This window comes from Pantoea sp. SM3640 (assembly GCF_015654165.1).
GTDB lineage: Bacteria > Pseudomonadota > Gammaproteobacteria > Enterobacterales > Enterobacteriaceae > Pantoea > Pantoea vagans.
The window spans coordinates 2,275,054-2,293,009 of the sequence record NZ_CP064872.1 but is presented as its reverse complement, the minus strand read 5'-3'; the positions used below and the strand labels follow the sequence as shown (position 1 = coordinate 2,293,009).

Annotated in this window: 18 protein-coding genes; 5 read left to right on the top strand and 13 right to left on the bottom strand. The window is 56.6% G+C overall.

Annotated elements, in window-relative coordinates:
* Positions 1-39 precede the first annotated feature (39 nt).
* Positions 40-249, bottom strand: coding sequence for a hypothetical protein (locus tag IV493_RS10660; RefSeq protein WP_013357479.1), 210 nt, complete (start codon positions 247-249; stop codon positions 40-42).
* Positions 250-496: 247 nt separating this feature from the next.
* Here IV493_RS10660 and lolC point away from each other — a divergent pair, with 247 nt between their 5' ends.
* From lolC to cobB, 4 genes are all read left to right on the top strand, one after another.
* The gene (gene lolC, locus IV493_RS10655) at positions 497-1,696 is read left to right on the top strand and encodes a lipoprotein-releasing ABC transporter permease subunit LolC (RefSeq protein WP_195857126.1); all 1,200 of its coding nucleotides are present in this window, start codon (positions 497-499) and stop codon (positions 1,694-1,696) included.
* Complete coding sequence (lolD, locus tag IV493_RS10650; RefSeq protein ID WP_013357481.1) at positions 1,689-2,393, top strand: lipoprotein-releasing ABC transporter ATP-binding protein LolD; 705 nt, start codon at positions 1,689-1,691, stop codon at positions 2,391-2,393. The genes lolC and lolD overlap by 8 nt, the downstream gene beginning before the upstream one ends.
* Positions 2,393-3,637 (top strand): lipoprotein-releasing ABC transporter permease subunit LolE, encoded by a 1,245-nt coding sequence (gene lolE, locus IV493_RS10645; RefSeq protein WP_033782665.1) that lies wholly within the window; start codon positions 2,393-2,395, stop codon positions 3,635-3,637. Before lolD ends, lolE begins: the two co-directional genes overlap by 1 nt.
* 146 nt (positions 3,638-3,783) lie before the next feature.
* Positions 3,784-4,617 (top strand): Sir2 family NAD+-dependent deacetylase, encoded by an 834-nt coding sequence (gene cobB, locus IV493_RS10640; protein WP_195857125.1) that lies wholly within the window; start codon positions 3,784-3,786, stop codon positions 4,615-4,617.
* 33 nt (positions 4,618-4,650) lie between these two features.
* On the opposite strand, the gene potD is transcribed toward cobB, so the two are convergent.
* Genes potD through potA form a run of 4 tightly spaced genes read right to left on the bottom strand, consistent with a single transcriptional unit; the run spans position 4,651 to position 8,435 of the window.
* Entirely contained in the window at positions 4,651-5,694 is a 1,044-nt protein-coding gene (gene potD, locus IV493_RS10635; RefSeq protein ID WP_195857124.1) for a spermidine/putrescine ABC transporter substrate-binding protein PotD, read from the bottom strand.
* An 11-nt stretch (positions 5,695-5,705) separates the two neighbouring features.
* On the bottom strand, positions 5,706-6,479 hold the full coding sequence (gene potC / locus IV493_RS10630) for a spermidine/putrescine ABC transporter permease PotC (protein ID WP_013357485.1): 774 nt from the start codon (positions 6,477-6,479) through the stop codon (positions 5,706-5,708).
* The gene (gene potB / locus IV493_RS10625; RefSeq protein ID WP_095707367.1) at positions 6,476-7,327 is read right to left on the bottom strand and encodes a spermidine/putrescine ABC transporter permease PotB; all 852 of its coding nucleotides are present in this window, start codon (positions 7,325-7,327) and stop codon (positions 6,476-6,478) included. The genes potC and potB overlap by 4 nt, the downstream gene beginning before the upstream one ends.
* Complete coding sequence (gene potA, locus IV493_RS10620; RefSeq protein ID WP_041456759.1) at positions 7,320-8,435, bottom strand: spermidine/putrescine ABC transporter ATP-binding protein PotA; 1,116 nt, start codon at positions 8,433-8,435, stop codon at positions 7,320-7,322. Before potA ends, potB begins: the two co-directional genes overlap by 8 nt.
* A gap of 313 nt (positions 8,436-8,748) precedes the next feature.
* Between potA and pepT the strand changes: the two genes are divergently transcribed.
* A complete protein-coding gene (gene pepT / locus IV493_RS10615; protein ID WP_095707365.1) occupies positions 8,749-9,978 on the top strand; it encodes a peptidase T in 1,230 nt (409 codons plus the stop codon).
* A 73-nt stretch (positions 9,979-10,051) separates the two neighbouring features.
* On the opposite strand, the gene IV493_RS10610 is transcribed toward pepT, so the two are convergent.
* From IV493_RS10610 to rluE, 8 genes are all read right to left on the bottom strand, one after another.
* Complete coding sequence (locus IV493_RS10610) at positions 10,052-11,176, bottom strand: cupin domain-containing protein (protein ID WP_013357489.1); 1,125 nt, start codon at positions 11,174-11,176, stop codon at positions 10,052-10,054.
* A 57-nt stretch (positions 11,177-11,233) separates the two neighbouring features.
* Entirely contained in the window at positions 11,234-12,694 is a 1,461-nt protein-coding gene (phoQ, locus tag IV493_RS10605) for a two-component system sensor histidine kinase PhoQ (protein WP_013357490.1), read from the bottom strand.
* Between the two features lie 2 nt (positions 12,695-12,696).
* Positions 12,697-13,365, bottom strand: coding sequence for a two-component system response regulator PhoP (phoP, locus tag IV493_RS10600; RefSeq protein ID WP_003849836.1), 669 nt, complete (start codon positions 13,363-13,365; stop codon positions 12,697-12,699).
* Between the two features lie 104 nt (positions 13,366-13,469).
* Positions 13,470-14,840, bottom strand: a complete 1,371-nt coding sequence (gene purB / locus IV493_RS10595; RefSeq protein ID WP_195857123.1) for an adenylosuccinate lyase — start codon at positions 14,838-14,840, stop codon at positions 13,470-13,472.
* Between the two features lie 44 nt (positions 14,841-14,884).
* Complete coding sequence (gene hflD, locus IV493_RS10590) at positions 14,885-15,526, bottom strand: high frequency lysogenization protein HflD (RefSeq protein WP_033732295.1); 642 nt, start codon at positions 15,524-15,526, stop codon at positions 14,885-14,887.
* A 42-nt stretch (positions 15,527-15,568) separates the two neighbouring features.
* Positions 15,569-16,681, bottom strand: coding sequence for a tRNA 2-thiouridine(34) synthase MnmA (gene mnmA, locus IV493_RS10585; RefSeq protein WP_195857122.1), 1,113 nt, complete (start codon positions 16,679-16,681; stop codon positions 15,569-15,571).
* A gap of 42 nt (positions 16,682-16,723) precedes the next feature.
* The gene (locus IV493_RS10580; RefSeq protein ID WP_033782677.1) at positions 16,724-17,197 is read right to left on the bottom strand and encodes an NUDIX domain-containing protein; all 474 of its coding nucleotides are present in this window, start codon (positions 17,195-17,197) and stop codon (positions 16,724-16,726) included.
* Between the two features lie 44 nt (positions 17,198-17,241).
* On the bottom strand, positions 17,242-17,904 hold the full coding sequence (gene rluE / locus IV493_RS10575; protein WP_195857121.1) for a 23S rRNA pseudouridine(2457) synthase RluE: 663 nt from the start codon (positions 17,902-17,904) through the stop codon (positions 17,242-17,244).
* Between the last annotated feature and the right edge of the window lie 52 nt (positions 17,905-17,956).

The following is a 17,956-nucleotide window of genomic DNA, read 5'->3' as shown; positions in this document are numbered from 1 at the left end:
ACCGCCGTCGCTCTGCAGCGACGGGGTTAAACGGGCATTCTATTTTATGGATTGCTGTGTGTAATACATGCGTGGGCGGTCGATATTTGCCCAGGATAACTCCTGCTCAGGATGATAGCTGAGGTTGCCGTCGTCCCACTTTACGTAGTAGCCGGCTGGTGCGCTTCCCTGCTCAAAGACGTTGATGATTTCGCCTCTGATTTCCCCGGATTGATGTTTAACGATACTGCCTTTGGGAAATTTCAACATGGCCGCTACCTCTATCGCTGTGCGATAAATACCCTCTTATCCTGTTACAGATTGTAGTCTACGCGCCAGGGCGCTGGATAATCAGCCAATAAGCGATGGCTTTATCGTCTATTCTGCGGCTTTGGTCGTGAATGTGACGTATCCTGACGCAACTTTGCTGCCGACTCAGAGGGTTAGAGGTTTCATAAAGCGAGCCGCTCCTTTATCATCCCCCTACCTATTTTCAGGCAACGGCTAACTGGATTCCATGTATCAACCTGTCGCGCTATTTATCGGTCTGCGTTACATGCGCGGACGAGCATCGGATCGCTTCGGTCGCTTTGTCTCCTGGCTCTCAACGATTGGCATTACGCTCGGCGTGCTGGCGATGGTCACCGTGTTATCGGTGATGAATGGTTTTGAGCGTGAACTCGAAGGCAATATTCTTGGCCTGATGCCTCAGGCGCTGATCACCAGCGACAAAGGCAGTCTCAATCCCCAACAGCAACCCGCTGACTCGCTGAATCTGCAGGGTGTCAGCCGCATCGCACCGCTGACCACCGCCAGTGTGGTGCTGCAAAGCCCGCACAGCGTCTCGGTTGGCGTGATGCTGGGCATTGAGCCGGATGAAAAGGATCCGCTGACGCCGTTCCTGGTGAACACCCAGCAGAGCGTGCTGCAGGCCGGGCAGTACAATATGATCCTCGGTGAACAGCTGGCGTCACAGCTTGGCGTAAAACGTGGCGATCAGCTGCGTCTGATGGTGCCGTCGGTCAGCCAGTTTACCCCGATGGGACGCGTGCCGAGCCAGCGTCTGTTTACGGTGGCGGGCACCTATGCCGCCAACAGCGAAGTCGATGGTTATCAGATTCTGGTTAATCTTCAGGATGCGTCGCGCGTAATGCGCTATCCGGCCGGGAATATTACCGGCTGGCGGCTGTGGCTGGATAAACCGCTATCGGTTGACAGCCTCAGCCAGCAGACGCTGCCCCAGGGTCTGGTCTGGAAAGACTGGCGTGAGCGCAAAGGCGATCTCTTCCAGGCGGTGCGCATGGAGAAGAACATGATGGGCCTGCTGCTGAGCCTGATTATCGCTGTGGCCGCTTTTAACATCATCACCTCATTAGGCCTGCTGATCATGGAGAAGCAGGGCGAAGTGGCGATCCTGCAAACCCAGGGCCTGACGCGCCGGCAAATCGTGGCGGTGTTTATGGTGCAGGGTGCCAGCGCCGGGATTATCGGCACGCTGCTCGGCACGCTGCTCGGTGTGCTGCTCGCCAGCCAGCTCAACAATTTAATGCCGGTGATTGGCCTGTTCCTCGATGGTGCCGCGTTGCCGGTTGATATCAATGTGTGGCAGGTGGTCACCATCGCCCTCAGCGCGATGATTGTGGCGCTGTTGTCTACGCTCTATCCTTCGTGGCGCGCTGCCGCCGTTCAACCTGCTGAGGCTTTACGTTATGAGTAACACTCCTTTGTTGCAGTGCCGCGACCTGTGCAAACGCTATCAGGAAGGCAGCGTGCAGACCGATGTGCTGCGCAATGTGGCTTTCAGCCTCCAGCCCGGTGAACTGACGGCGATTGTCGGCAGCTCCGGTTCCGGTAAAAGTACGCTGCTGCATCTGCTGGGCGGTCTGGATGCGCCGACGTCGGGCGATGTGGTGTTTGATGGTCAGTCGCTGAACGCCATGTCCTCGTCGGCCAAAGCCGAGCTGCGTAACCGCGAGCTGGGCTTCATCTATCAGTTCCACCATCTGCTGCCAGACTTCAGCGCGCTGGAGAACGTGGCGATGCCGCTGCTGATTGGCAAAATCGCGAAAGCGGAAGCGCAGGAACGCGCCCGCGAGATGCTGGCCGCCGTCGGGCTGGACCACCGTGCCGCGCACCGGCCGTCTGAACTGTCCGGCGGCGAGCGTCAGCGCGTGGCGATCGCCCGTGCGCTGGTCAACCGACCACGGCTGGTGATGGCGGATGAGCCCACCGGTAACCTGGATGCGCGCAACGCCGATGCTATTTTTGAACTGCTGGGCGAGCTGAACGTTCGTCAGGGCACCGCCTTTCTGGTGGTGACGCACGATCTGATGCTGGCAAAACGCATGACGCGTCAGATGGAGATGCGTGATGGTCAGTTAAGCGATCAGCTCACTCTGGCAGGAGCGCTGTAATGGGTTCGTCGTTATCCCTGTTGCTGGGCCTGCGCTTCAGCCGTGGACGCCGTCGTGGCGGCATGGTTTCGCTGATTTCGGTGATCTCCACCATCGGGATTGCGCTAGGCGTGGCGGTGCTGATTATCGGCCTCAGCGCCATGAACGGTTTTGAGCGTGAGCTGAATAACCGCATTCTGGCGGTGGTGCCGCACGGTGAAATCGAGGCGGTTAATCAGCCGTTCCAGCACTGGCAGTCGATGATTGCGCCGATTGAAAAGGTGCCCGGCATTGCGGCGGCAGCCCCCTATGTCAACTTCACTGGCCTGATTGAGAGCGGTGCCCGGCTGGAAGCGCTGCAGGTGAAGGGCGTTGATCCTGCCCAGGAGCCGCGCCTCAGCGCACTGCCACAGTTTGTCGCCGGTAACGCCTGGTCCTCTTTTGCCGCCGGTAAGCAGCAGATCATTCTGGGCGGCGGCATTGCTGAATCGCTGAAGGTGAAGCAGGGCGACTGGATCACCATCATGATCCCGAATAACGATGGTGATAACAAACTGCTGCAGCCAAAACGCATCCGGCTGCAGGTCAGCGGTATCCTGCAACTCAGCGGCATGCTTGATCACAGTCTGGCGCTGGTGCCGCTGGCCGATGCGCAGCACTATCTGGATATGGGTGACAGCGTCTCTGGTATCGCGCTGAAGATGACCGACCCGTTCCAGGCCGTCAAACTGGTGCGCGATGCCGGTGAAGCAACCCGTTCTTACGTCTACATTAAGAGCTGGATTGGCACCTACGGCTATATGTACCGCGACATTCAGATGATCCGCGCCATCATGTATCTGGCGATGGTGCTGGTAATTGGTGTCGCCTGCTTTAACATCGTCTCCACGCTGGTGATGGCGGTGAAGGACAAGAGCAGCGATATCGCGGTGCTGCGTACCCTCGGCGCGAAAGACCGGCTGATCCGCGCCATCTTTATCTGGTACGGCTTGCTGGCGGGCCTGCTGGGCAGCGTCAGCGGCGTGGTCGCGGGCGTGCTGGTGGCGCTGAATCTGACCTCACTGGTGCGCGGGCTGGAGTCAATCACCGGTCATCATCTGCTGGCAGGAGATATCTACTTTATTGATTTCCTGCCCTCGGAACTGCACTGGATTGACGTGTTCTCAGTACTGATTACCGCCATTCTGCTGAGCCTGCTGGCGAGCTGGTATCCGGCCAGACGCGCCAGCCGCATTGACCCGGCTCGGGTACTAAGCGGTCAGTGATAAAAATGCGGCGCGAGTGATTTCGCGCCGCATCTGTTTAAGACCTTTGCTGTTGGGTCATGCCCTCAGCAACCGTTACTATCGGGTGATGTTAACCCGGAATCTGTTTAGAGCGGCTCGCCGCAGCTGCTACGCCAGGAGATTTTATGCGTACACCACGTCGCCGCATACGACTTGCCCGCCTGAAGAAAACCCGGAGAAAAGTGCATCAGCGCTTTCGCCAGCGCATTTTTGAGCGCGATCGTCAGGCCGAACTGGCCGCTCATCCCCAGCCGCATGTTGTGGTGCTGACCGGCGCAGGCATTTCCGCGGAGTCCGGCATCCGGACCTTCCGCGCGGCTGATGGCCTGTGGGAAGAGCACCACGTTGAAGACGTTGCCACGCCCGAAGGCTTTCAGCGCGATCCCGCGCTGGTGCAGCGTTTCTACAATGCGCGTCGTCAGCAGCTGCAGGAAGCCGACATCCAGCCTAATGCCGCCCATCTGGCGCTGGCGGAGCTGGAGCAGGTGTTAGGCGATAATTTCCTGCTGGTCACGCAAAACATCGACAACCTGCATGAGCGTGCCGGAAACAGCCGGGTGCTGCATATGCACGGTGAACTGTTAAAAGTGCGCTGTGTCACCAGCGGTCAGGTGATTGAGTGGACCGGCGATATCACCCCGGACGATCGCTGCACCTGCTGCCAGTTCCCCTCTGTGCTGCGGCCGCACGTGGTCTGGTTTGGCGAGATGCCGCTGGGCATGGAGCAGATTTACCAGGCGCTGGAACAGGCCGATTATTTTATCGCGATCGGCACGTCAGGCCATGTTTATCCGGCCGCGGGCTTTGTGCATGAGGCCAAACTGCAGGGCGCGCACACCGTTGAGCTGAACCTGGAGCCGAGCCAGGTGGGTAACGAGTTTGCCGAACGGCATTACGGCCTGGCGAGTGAAGTGGTGCCGGAGTTTGTCCACAAGCTGTTGCGTGGATTGTATAAGTAAGCGGAGCGGCTAATGCCGCCCCTTTAATCAATTTTAACGGCCCGCTTTAAGCTGCTGGAACAGGGTTTCGTACTGAAGACTGGCGTCGCCCACATCATCCTGCCATTCACCGTGCTTAATTACGTCAGCAGGTGGATAGAGTGACGGATCGTTCGCCACGGCGGGTGGTAGCAACGCCTTTGCCGCGAGGTTCGGTGTAGGATAGCCGATAGTTTCCGCCACTTTCGCCGCGACGTCAGGACGCAGCAGGAAGTTAATCAGCTTCAGCGCGCCAGCCTTGTTCTTCGCGTTAGCCGGGATCGCGAGGTTATCCATCCAGAAAATGCCGCCCTCTTCAGGCCAGACGATCGCTAATGGGGTGCCCGCCTGACGTGCGACATACGCTGAGCCATTCCAGAGCATGCCCAGATTCACTTCGCCTTCCATATAGGGATTACCGGGATTATCAGAGTTGAAGGCCAGCACATTGGGCATCAGCTTTTTCAGTTCAAGATATGCCGCTTTGATCTGCTCAGGATTGCGGGTATTGCCGGAGTATCCCAGCTTGCGCAGCGCCATCTGGAACACTTCGCGCGCGTCGTCGGTCAGCAGCAGGCTTTGCTTATATTCCGGCTTCCACAGATCGGCCCAGCGGGTCACGCTTTTCACGTCGATCTCATCGGTATTGACACCGATTGCCGTCGCGCCCCAGATATAGGGAATCGAATAGTTATTGTCAGGATCGAAGGGTTTATTCAGCAGGTCGGGATCGAGGTTGCTGAAGTTGCTGAGCTGGCTTTTGTCGATCTTCTGCAGCATCCCTTCGTTACGCATTTTTGCCACGAAGTAGGTTGACGGTACGACCAGATCGTAAGCGCCATCTTTCCAGGTTTTCAGTTTGGCGTACATGCTCTCATTGGATTCATAGGTCGAATAGATCACTTTAATGCCGGTCTCTTTCGTGAACTGCTCCAGCAGCCCCGGCGGCACATATTCGGTCCAGTTGTAAAAATAGAGGGTATTACTGTTGTCTGCCTGCGCCACGTTCATACCTAGCAACAATGCACCTGCCGCCAGCCAGTGAGATCTCTTTTTCATCCTCAATCCTCTTATTTATTTCTGTCACGCAGCAGCCACTGACTGGCCGCGACCAGCAGCAGTGACAGCAGCATTAAAATAGTGGCCAGCGCATTCACTTCCGGTGAGACGCCAACTTTTACCATTGAGTAGATCTTCAGCGGTAAAATCTCAAACGTCGGACCGGTGACAAAGGAAGAGACCACCACATCATCCATCGACAGGGTAAAGCTCAGTAACCATCCGGCGGCGACGGCTGGCATCGCCAGCGGCAGAATGATTTTGCGCAGAATGGTGGTTTCGCTGGCCCCCAGATCTTTGGCTGCTTCCAGCATGCGCACATCAAAGCCTTTCAGGCGTGAGTAGACGGTAATCACCACAAACGGCAGGCAAAATGTAATGTGGGAAAAGAGCAGTGACCAGAAGCCCAGCGAAATGCCCAGCAGCATAAACAGCACCAGCAGGGAGATAGCCATCACAATGTCCGGCGACATCATCACCACGAACAGCATGCCACTGACAAAGGGCTTGCCGCGAAAACGATAGCGAAAGAGAGCGACAGCGGTGAGTGCGCCGATCAGTGTGGCACAGCTGGCTGAGAGCACGCCCATGATTAGCGAGTGCTGCGCCGCCTGAATCAGACTGTCATTGTTCAGCAGCAGGCTGTACCAGCGGGTCGTGAAACCCTGCCAGTTAATGCCAAAGCGGGAGGCGTTAAACGAATTCACGATCAGAATAACAATCGGTATATAGAACCAGGCGTAAATAATCGCCATAAAACTGCCGCGTAACAGGCGTGCCATCATCCTAAATCCACCCGGTTATTCAGCAGTCGCGCCGCGCGCCAGTAAATCAGCAACAGCAATCCCATCAACAGCGTCATCACAATGCTGGTAGCCGCGCCAAATGGCCAGTCGCGGATGTTGAGGAACTGACTTTTGATGACGTTGCCAATCAGCAGATTCTTTGCGCCGCCCATCAGGTCGGCGACGTAGAACAGCCCCATCGCCGGGATCAACACCAGCAGACAGCCCGCAATAATGCCCGGCATGGTCAGCGGCAGAATAATACGGAAAAAGGTCTGCAGTTTACCGGCACCGAGGTCGCGCGCCGCTTCCAGCAGCGGTCTATCCAGCTTCTCCAGGCTGGAGTAGAGCGGCAGCACCATAAACGGCAGCAGAATGTAGATCAGCCCGAGGATCACCGCTTCCGGGGTATACATGATGCGAAACGGCTTATCGATCAGCCCCAGCGACAGCAGGAAATCATTCAGCCAGCCACGGGTGCTGAGGAAAATTTTCAGGCCGTAAATACGGATCAGCGAGTTGGTCCAGAAAGGCACAATTAACAGAAACAGCATCAGCGGACGCAGGCGCGGTGTGAGTTTTGTCAGACACCATGCAAAGGGATAGCCGAGCAGCAGACAGCCGATCGTGGCAATCAGCGCCATGCTCAGCGAGTGCAGCAGCACCTGCGCATAGAGCGGGTCGAGCAGCCGGGTGTAATTACTGAAGGTCAACACCGCGCTGACGAAATGTGCATCATCGCGCGTCAGAAAACTGGTGACAAAAATCATCAGGTTGGGCACAAAGACGAACAGCGTCAGCCAGCCGACAATCAGGGCGATGACCCCCTTCTGAAAACCATTACGCATCCGCTTCATAGGGCAGTACCACCTCCCATCCCGGCACCCAGCTCACGGCCATCTTCTGATTAAGCGAGTGATCAACGTCCGGGTCATCTTCATTAAAGAACTCACTGACCGTAACCAGCTTACCGTTCTCCAGCTCTACCGCAGACTCCAGCGTCATGCCTTTGTAGTTACGTTCGCGCACATAGCCAATCAGGCCATCTGATGCGCTGTCACCGTGGATCTCCTGCACCCGCAGATCTTCCGGACGCAGCAGCACATGAAGCCGGTCACCCACGCTGACCGGGAAAGTACAGTGGATCTCGCACTCGCGTCCCTCGACCCGGGCACGCACGTCTGGCGCGCGGTCGCTGGCGAGCACTTCAGCATCAAAGACATTAATTTCGCCGATAAAGCGGGCAACAAACAGGTTTTCGGGCTCTTCGTAGATTTCGCGTGGCGTACCGTCCTGCACGACCTTGCCGTCGCGCATGACCACGATGCGATCGGACATGGTCAGCGCCTCTTCCTGATCGTGGGTGACAAAGACAAAGGTGATGCCGAGCTTACGCTGCAGGGCTTTCAGCTCGTTCTGCATCTGGCGGCGCAGCTTATAGTCCAGCGCAGAGAGGGATTCGTCCAGCAGCAGCACTTCAGGACGATTGACTACCGCGCGAGCAATCGCCACTCGCTGTTGCTGGCCGCCAGAGAGCTGATGCGGGCGGCGATCGGCAAAGCTTTCCAGCTGCACCATTGCCAGCGCGTCATTGACTCTGGTCGTTATCTCCGCCGCCGGGGTTTTCTGCATCCGCAGGCCAAAGGCGACGTTCTCAAATACCGTCATATGCGGGAACAGCGCATAGCTCTGAAACACGGTATTGACGTGACGGTGTTCGGCCGGGGTATCAGTAATGTCCTGATCATCGAGCGAAATACGGCCGCGATCTGCCGCTTCCAGCCCGGCAATCAGGCGCAGAATGGTGGTTTTGCCACAGCCCGACGGGCCGAGCAGGGTGATGAACTCACCGTGATGGATGGTCAGGTTAAAATCATCAATGATGGTCTTACCATCAAAAGCTTTACTGATGCCAGAAAGCGTAACCAGCGCCTGCTGTGCGCGTGTTTGCGTCATTTTAGTCTCAGTCTGTCTAGGGTCGAACAGGTAACAGAATAGCCGCTCAGCGCAGCCAGCCAGCAAAGAGGGGCGGATGATACCTGAAAAATAAGGCATTGCCATGTTTTGCCCGCCTGGCCGCGGCAATTTGACCGGCTGTTAACAACATTGCGAGGTTTGCCGCAACAATCACGTAATCAGCCGTTTTTTTCGGGCTTATTACTTTCACAAAGGTCACTGACAGCGCTAACCTGTCTGCGAATGATTTTACGCAACGTTGTGACCGGCGGGTCTGTGAATAATACCGGACGGCACTTTTAAAGGATGGGATATGGAACAGTTACTTGAGCGCTTTTTAAGTTATGTGGCAGTTGAGACACAGGCTAAGCCGCAGGCGCGCCAGGTGCCCAGCAGTGAAGGGCAGTGGACGCTGGCGCGTCAGCTGCAGGAGGAGCTGCTGGCCCTGGGTTTTGTTGATGTCACCCTGAGCGATCACTGTTGCGTCATGGGCACACTGCCCGCCAATGTTGACTGGCCGACGCCAGTTATCGGTTTCATCTCCCACATGGATACGTCGCCTGATTTCACAGCGAAACATGTGAATCCGCAGATCATCGAAGATTATCGCGGTGGCGACATTGCGCTGGGTAATGGCAATGAGGTTCTGTCACCCGTGATGTTCCCGGTGCTGCACAAGCTGATTGGGCATACGCTGATTACCACCGATGGCAAAACCCTGCTGGGCGCGGATGATAAAGCGGGTATTGCCGAGATTATGACGGCGATGGCGCAGCTGGCTAGCAGCGATACGCCGCACGGCGCGATCCGTGTCGCCTTCACGCCCGATGAAGAGATCGGTCGCGGCACCTCTCACTTTGATGTGGAGGCGTTTGCGGCTGACTGGGCCTACACCATTGATGGCAGCGACCTGGGCGAGTTTGAGTATGAGAACTTCAATGCCGCCTCGGCTACGGTCAAAATCGTCGGTAACAACGTGCATCCAGGCTCCGCCAAAGGCGTGATGGTCAATGCGCTGGAGCTGGCTAACCAGTTTCATGCGGCCGTACCGGCCGGCGAAAAACCGCAGTACACCGACGGCTATCAGGGCTTCTACCATCTGCACCAGATCAAAGGCAGCGTCGAGCACGCCGAGATGCTCTATATCATTCGTGACTTTGAAACCGGGAGTTTCGAACAGCGTAAACAGACGCTGCTGCAGATCGCCGCGGAGATCAACAAAACCCTGCACCCGGATTGCTCGGTCACGGTTGAAATCACTAACAGCTATCGCAACATGCGTGAAAAAGTCGAGCCGTTCCCGCATATCATTGATCTGGCTTTGCAGGCGATGCGTGACTGCGGCATTGAACCGGTGGTGAAACCGATTCGTGGCGGCACCGATGGGTCGTCACTGTCGTGGAAAGGGTTGCCTTGCCCGAACATCTTTACCGGGGGCTATAACTATCACGGCAAGCATGAGTTCGCGTCGCTGAATATCATGGCGAAGTCAGTGGAAGTCATTGTGCGTCTGTCCGAACTGGCAGCACAGAAGAAGGATTAAATGAAAAAAGGCTCTCTGCCAGTAAAAGCCAGAGAGCCTGTTTCAGCCGCAGCGCACGGTTCCGCGCTGCGGGTTATTCCTCGCCGAAGTACCAGTAACCAGCATTCACCAGACCGGCGATCTGCGCCAGCACGGCCGGATCATCCAGCGCATCACCCAGGTCGTCGAGCGTGATGCGATAGTGATTCGCCAGAACCGCCATCACATCGGGGCGTGAACACTCAACCCGCTCACCATTGATATAAACAGCATCACCAATCGTCAGGACACGCAGGCCACCCAGCCGGCTCAGGGCATCGCCCTGTTGCAGCGCATCATAAATTTCATCAGGCTGATAAGGCGGTTCCGGCGGCGCGACATCGAGTTCGTGGCGTGACTGCGAAATGAATTCGCCGAACCACTGCTCAAATTGCTCCGGCTGATTGACCACATCCAGCATCAGCTGGCGCACGCCTTCAATCTCCTGCGGCAGGATCTGTGACGGGCAATCGCGTGCAGGCACATCCGGATCGCTGAAGCGCAGGCTGCCCAGCTCATTGGCCAGGGCGTAGTCGGCAAAGCCGCTGATTAACTCACGACCGCTGGGGGCGCGGAAACCAACGGAGTAGTTCAGGGCGTTTTCCAGCGAGTAGCCTTCATGCGGGAATCCTGGCGGAATGTAGAGAATATCGCCCGGCTCCAGCTCTTCATCGATGATGGCATCGAAGGGTTCAACCTGTAGCAGGTCCGGATGCGGACAGTGCTGCTTCAGCGCCACTTTTTCACCGACGCGCCAGCGACGGCGGCCCGTACCCTGAATAATGAAAACATCATACTGATCAAAATGGGGACCGACGCCGCCGCCAGGCACGGCAAACGACACCATCAGGTCATCGACACGCCAGTCAGGCAGGAAGCGGAAAGGGCGCATCAGCGCGGCAGAGGGTTCATGCCAGTGATTGACCGCCTGGACCAGCAGCGACCAGTTGTTCTCTCCCAGGTGATCATAGCTCTCAAACGGGCCGTGGCTGACCTGCCATTTGCCGTCCTGATGGCTGACCAGGCGGCTGTCCACCTCGTTTTCCATTGCCAGTCCGGCCAGTTCATCCGGTGAAAGAGGATCAACGAAGTTTTTAAAACCACGCTTCAGCACGACCGGGCGTTTCTGCCAGTAGCGCTGAATAAAATCGGGCCAGTTAATATCGAGCTGATAGTCCATACAAGGGTTCCGCTTAGGGCTGTAAATGCCAGCTAGTATAACAGCCCGGACGGTTTTCTACTCGCGACGATGTTCGACTTCCTGGCGCTGAAAAACCACTTCCATACGTGTTCCGCCAAGCGCACTGCTGGTGGCGATGACGTTACCCTCATACTGTTCCAGAATATCGCGCACCACCGCCAGACCTAATCCCTGGCCCGGACGCAGCGTATCGGCGCGCTGCCCCCGCACAAACACTAAATCGCGCTTGCTCTCAGGAATACCCGGGCCATCGTCGTCGATATAGAGATGCAGCGCCTTTTCGCTCTGATAAGCACTGACTTCGATAAATTCCAGGCAGTACTTGCAGGCGTTATCGAGTACGTTACCCAGCACTTCCATAAAGTCATTCTGGTCGCCCACAAAGGTCAGCTCCGGTGAGATATCCAGCGTTATCGCCACGCCTTTGCGCTGATAAACTTTATTCAGTGCCGAGCAGAGACTGTCGAGCAGACCGGAAACGGAATGAAGATCGCGCTGCAGCGGATTGTGATCGGCCTGCATACTGGCGCGATGCAGGTAGTATCCCACCTGCTGTGAGATGCGGCTTATCTGCTCCAGCATCACTGGCTCCGCCTGTTCCACCGTCAGCTCTTTACCATTGCGCAGCGATCGCAGGGTACTCTGCAATACGGCCAGCGGCGTTTTCAGGCTGTGGGTCAGATCAGAAAGGGTGGTGCGATAGCGGGTGTAGCGCTGCCGTTCATTGGTCAGCAGCAGATTGAGGTTGCGCACCAGACTGCGCAGCTCCTGCGGCGGATTATCCGCCAGATTCTCACGCTGACTGGTCTCGAGTTCGCGCACCTGTTGTGTCAGCGCACCAATTGGCCGCAGACTCCAGTGCGCCGCCAGCCACAGCAGCGGAATAATCAGTATCAGGTTAGCCGCCAGTACATAGCTGAACCACGACCAGACCACATCAGAGTGCTGCAACTCCTGCGGAATAGAGTCGACCACAACGATGGTGAGCGCGGGCAGATTCGTCGTGGCATCGTAACGGTTAACGGCCACCGAGTGGGTAAAGGTGTCGTTACTGTCGGTGTCCCAGTCATTAAGCCGTTGCTTCGCATTGAGATTATTGCCCATCGCGACCATGCTGGTGCGGTTACTGGTATCGATCTCGTAGAAGTCGGGCTTCAGCAGCCATTCGCGGCGGATCTTTTTGCGAATATCCGGCACGTCGCGTTGCTGCCACAGCAGCTTGCCGTGCTCATCGTAGATGAAGACCAGCGTCGGAAAGTTCAGCGTCATGCGTTCCGGCTGCGCGATGGTGAGCTTGTTGTCATGCCATTGCGCCAGCGTGAAGAACAGATTGCTCTCGCCGCGCATCACCCGGTAGGTATTTTTATCGAAACTCACCACATAGCCAATGACTGCGACCATGCCGTAAGAAAGAGAGAGGAACAGGACTATCGCTGCGGAGGCCAGCAGAAAGCGAGCGCGCAGCGAAATAGGGCGGTAACGATTAAACCAGGACATGGTCAGAGATCAAAGCGGTAACCCTGGCCACGCACGGTGGCAATGACATCAGTAGGGTGCAATGCCAGAATCTTTTTGCGCAGACGACCCATCAGGACGTCGATGGTGTGGCTTTCACGCAGTTCAGCGTCAGGATAGAGCTGCAGCATCAGCGAGTCTTTGCTCACCACTTTGCCCGCATTTCGAATTAGCGTCTCGACAATGGTGTACTCAAAGGCGGTGAGTTTTACTGGCTCTTCATTCACCGTCAGCTCACGGCGTGAGAGATCGACCTGAAACGGGGCCATATCGATGATTTGCGACGCATGACCGCTGTTGCGGCGCATCAGCGCCTGCAGGCGTGCCGCGACCTCTTCAATGTGAAACGGTTTGGTGACGTAGTCATCCGCACCGGCTTCCAGCGCTTCGACTTTTGCCTGCCAGCCCTCACGGGCGGTCAGCACCAGAATCGGCTGACGCACGGCATCACTGCGCCAGCGACGAATCAGCGACATGCCATCTTCATCCGGCAGGCCGAGATCCACCAGCGCGATATCGGGCAGATGTTCGCGGAGAAAATAGTCAGCTTCTTTGGCGTCTTCGGCGGCATCGACCTGATGGCCCATGTCACGTAACTGGACGGCGAGATGATGGCGCAGCAGGGCATTGTCTTCAACAACCAGAACACGCATAGAAATTCCTTACACTCTGTTTGAGTCAACCTGCAGAAAGTATACGCGAAATGTATTAAACAAGATGTTAACGCAGACCGGACTGGGCCGGTCTGCGGCGGGCATTATTTCAGATCGTCAACCATCTGGATAGCGCGACCAATATAGTTTGCAGGCGTCATCTGCTTCAGACGCACTTTTTCCTCTTCCGGCAGCGCCAGGCTGTCGATAAAGGCCTGCATGCCAGCAGCGTCTACGCGTTTGCCGCGCGTCAGCTCTTTCAGCTTCTCATACGGCTTCTCAATGCCGTAACGACGCATCACCGTCTGGATCGGCTCTGCCAGCACTTCCCAGTTATGATCCAGCTCGTCCAGCAGACGATCGCGGTTCACTTCCAGCTTGGAGATACCTTTCAGCGTCGCCTGATAGGCGATCAGCGCATAGCCCACGCCCACGCCGAGATTACGCAGCACGGTGGAGTCGGTCAGGTCACGCTGCCAGCGTGAGACCGGCAGTTTGCTGGCCAGATGCTGCATCACGGCGTTCGCCAGGCCCAGATTGCCTTCGGAGTTTTCGAAGTCGATCGGGTTTACCTTGTGCGGCATGGTTGAGGAGCCGATCTCGCCCGCGATGGTTTTCTGTTTGAAGTGGTTCAGCGCCACATAACCCCAGATATCGCGATCGAAATCGATCAGGATGGTGTTAAAGCGGGCAATGCAGTCGAACATCTCGGCGATATAGTCGTGCGGTTCAATCTGCGTGGTGTACGGGTTCCAGGTGATCCCCAGCGAAGTAACGAAGTTCTCGCTCAGTTCATGCCAGTCCACTTCGGGATAGGCGGCAATGTGGGCATTGTAGTTACCGACTGCGCCATTGATTTTACCCAGCACTTCAATCTGCTTCAGCTGACGTAACTGACGCTCCAGACGGTAGGCGACGTTGGCCATCTCTTTACCCATGGTCGATGGCGTCGCCGGCTGGCCGTGGGTGCGTGAGAGCAGCGGAATGTCACGGTATTCGCTGGCAAGCCCTTTCACGGCGCTGATCAGCTGGTCCCAGTAAGGCAGGATGACGTCACGGCGGGCCGTTTCCAGCATCAGGGAGTGCGACAGATTGTTGATATCTTCAGAGGTGCAGGCGAAGTGGATAAATTCAGAGACGGCATGCAGGGCAGGGATATCGGCCACTTTCTCTTTCAGGAAATACTCAACCGCTTTCACATCGTGGTTGGTGGTGCGCTCAATGGTTTTGATGCGGGCGGCATCGCCTTCTGAAAAACCGGCGACAATTGCATCAAGGAAAGCGTTTGCGTCGGCATCAAATGCAGGAACTTCCTTGATCTCTGCGGTCGCGGCCAGTTTTTGTAACCAGCGAACTTCAACCTCAACGCGGAATTTCAGCAGACCGAACTCGCTGAAAATCGCACGCAGCGGGCTGACTTTATCGCCGTAACGACCATCGACAGGTGAGACGGCGGTCAGAGAGGATAATTCCATCAGTGCAACTCCTGAATCATTTAGCAGTGTTTTGCCGCACCGACTTAGTAAGTCAGTGGCAGCCGGGATAAGAGGGTTTTCGCTTCACGCAGCAAACGCTGGCGCGAGAACATCAGTTGCAGTCGGCCACCGCCGACCTGCTGCCACAATACGGCAGCGCGGATACCGGCTAACAGAGTGGCACGTACTTTACTCTGAACCTGCGTATTCTGCAGCACCGCAGGCGAACCGGTAACCTGGATACGCGGTCCAAGCGGGCTGATCACATCCACATAGATGCCAGCCATCGCGCTGAGGATGGTGTCTGACTCCAGTTCATAATGTGCCAGCTGGCGATCCAGCTGCGTAATGCGCTGTGCCAGCGTCGCCATGGCGGATTTACTGGCGCTGAGCTTGCGCTCCAGCACCATCATGCTCAGGGTGTAACGCGTCAGTTCAGCGCCTGCGCCCTGGCGACTGCTGCTGTTCAGCACCGCCATCAGGGTTTCAAGTCCGAGGCGCAGGTTGGCTTCATTGTTGCCGAATACCGCCAGCGTGGAGCCAGGATTCAGGTCCAGTACGCTGCGCAGCGACACGGTCAGCGCTTCGGGCTGGCAGTGACCCTGCTGAGCCAGCTGCTGCACCAGATGGGCGGACTGACAGATGCCCGCCAGCGCCAGCGTGATTTCCTGATAATTTTTCGCCACGGTTACTCCTGTTTACGCGTCATCAACGCGGGCTAAGCCCGTTTACTCCGCCACTAACGGCAGGCGCTGTTCGATAATACCGCCACCGAGGCAGACATCGCCAAGGTAAAAGACCGCAGACTGACCTGGCGTGACCGCAGCAACCGGCTCCTCAAAGCGCACCTCAATCCGATCGTCGCCCTGCGGAATAATCTCACAGGGAATGTCGGTCTGACGATAGCGGGTTTTTACAGTGCAGCGCAGTGGGACGGTAATCGGCTGACGATTAACCCAGTGCAGCTGCTGCGCAATCAGGCCAACGGACATCAGACGCGGATGATCGCCGCCCTGGGCGACAATCAGACGGTTACGCGCCACATCTTTGTCAACCACATACCAGGGATCATCTTTGCTCTCTTTCAGGCCGCCGATACCCAGACCTTTACGCTGTCCCAGAGTATGGTACATCAGCCCCTGATGTTCACCGACGATCTGGCCTTCCGTGGTTTCTATTTCGCCTGGCTGAGCCGGGAGATAGCGCGCAAGGAAGTCGCGGAATTTGCGCTCGCCGATAAAGCAGATGCCGGTCGAGTCTTTTTTCTTCGCGGTAATCAGGTCCAGCTGTTCCGCAATGCGGCGCACTTCCGGTTTTTCCAGCTCGCCGACCGGGAACAGACTTTGGGCAATCTGTTCGTGGCTCAGGGTATAGAGGAAGTAGCTCTGGTCTTTGTTACCATCCAGTCCGCGTAACAGCTGGCTCTGACCATCGACGTCCTTGCGGCGCACGTAGTGACCCGTAGCGATGAAATCCGCGCCCAGGTCTTCCGCTGCGAACTCCAGGAACGCTTTGAATTTGATCTCTTTATTGCAGAGGATATCGGGGTTCGGCGTGCGGCCTGCTTTGTACTCTTCGAGGAAATGCTCAAAGACGTTATCCCAGTACTCTGCGGCAAAGTTAACTTTATGCAGCTTTATACCGAGCTTGTCGCACACAGCCTGCGCATCCGCCAGATCGTCCGCGGCGGTACAATACTCCTCGCCATCGTCCTCCTCCCAGTTCTTCATGAACAGGCCTTCAACCTGGTAACCCTGCTGCTGCAGTAACCAGGCGGAAACGGAAGAATCGACGCCGCCGGACATACCGACGATCACTTTTTTCTGGCTGTTGTCAGACATGACACGCTCGCATTACGATAAAAAAACAGGCGGCGCATTCTATCATGCAGAAGGCAGACGCGCACCCTCGTGAAACGGCCACTGGAACGGGCTGACCAGATGTAGCGGGTAGCGCGTGCCCTGTTGCCAGAGGCGTACGCTTTCCGCGACCAGTGGCGAACGCAGGTTAGATGCAGTGAGAATCTGCGCTGGCGGTAGCCACCAGCAGCAATCGATGTCGCTGTCCTGCGGCTGGGTTGGCGCTTTTTTGGCCAGATCCACGCCAAACAGAAAACGCACAAAAGGCGTACTGTCGGGCGCGATCCACTGGTTTATCCCGATGAAATAGTGCATCGATGCCGCGATGCCGGTCTCTTCATAGAGTTCGCGTTCGGCGGCTTCCAGCAGCGTTTCATCCGCTTCGAGATGTCCGGCAGGCTGGTTCCAGGTGGCACGACCGTTGATCGTCTCTTCCACCACCAGCAGTTCACCTTCGGCCTGAACCAGACAGGCGACAGTAACATGAGGTTTAAACATCACTTCTCCGCAATTGTTAACCTGAGGTTATAAAAAATCGGTTTTCAGGTGGGGCTCTCGCTGATTTCACGCCACGTACCTGAAGCCAGATCGTCGAGTGAATAGCTCCCCATGGCGTAGCGGATTAACCGCAAGGTGGGAAAGCCAATATGGGCTGTCATGCGGCGCACCTGACGATTACGGCCTTCATACAGTGTGACTTTCAGCCACTGCGTCGGGATATTTTTGCGCTCGCGGATTGGCGGCTGACGCGGCCAGAGCCACGCTGGCTCAGCCACTTTTTCCACGCCAGCGGGCAGCGTCATGCCATCTTTCAGATTAACCCCATCCCGCAGAGGCTGCAGATCCGCTTCCTGCGGATCGCCTTCCACCTGCACATAATAGACCTTGCCGGTGCGTTTGCCGGGCTGCGTCAGCGCGGCTTGCAGGGCACCGTCGTTGGTCAGTACCATCAGGCCTTCGCTGTCGCGGTCAAGGCGACCCGCAGCATAAACGTCTGCGACGCTGACAAAATCTTTCAGGGTGCGGCGACCCGCTTCATCGGTGAATTGCGGCAAAACGTCGAACGGTTTGTTAAACAAAATCACGCGGCGCGGAGCCGCAGGGCGGGCAGGGGCACGCCGGGCATCACGCGTCGGGCGGCTGAATCGTTTATCCTGGTAAATTCGTTGAGTTGTTTTTCGCATGGGCTTTGCAGTCAGAAACATTCGGCGCATTATAACGTGAAATTGCGGTGATTGGCGTGACGGAAATATTCAA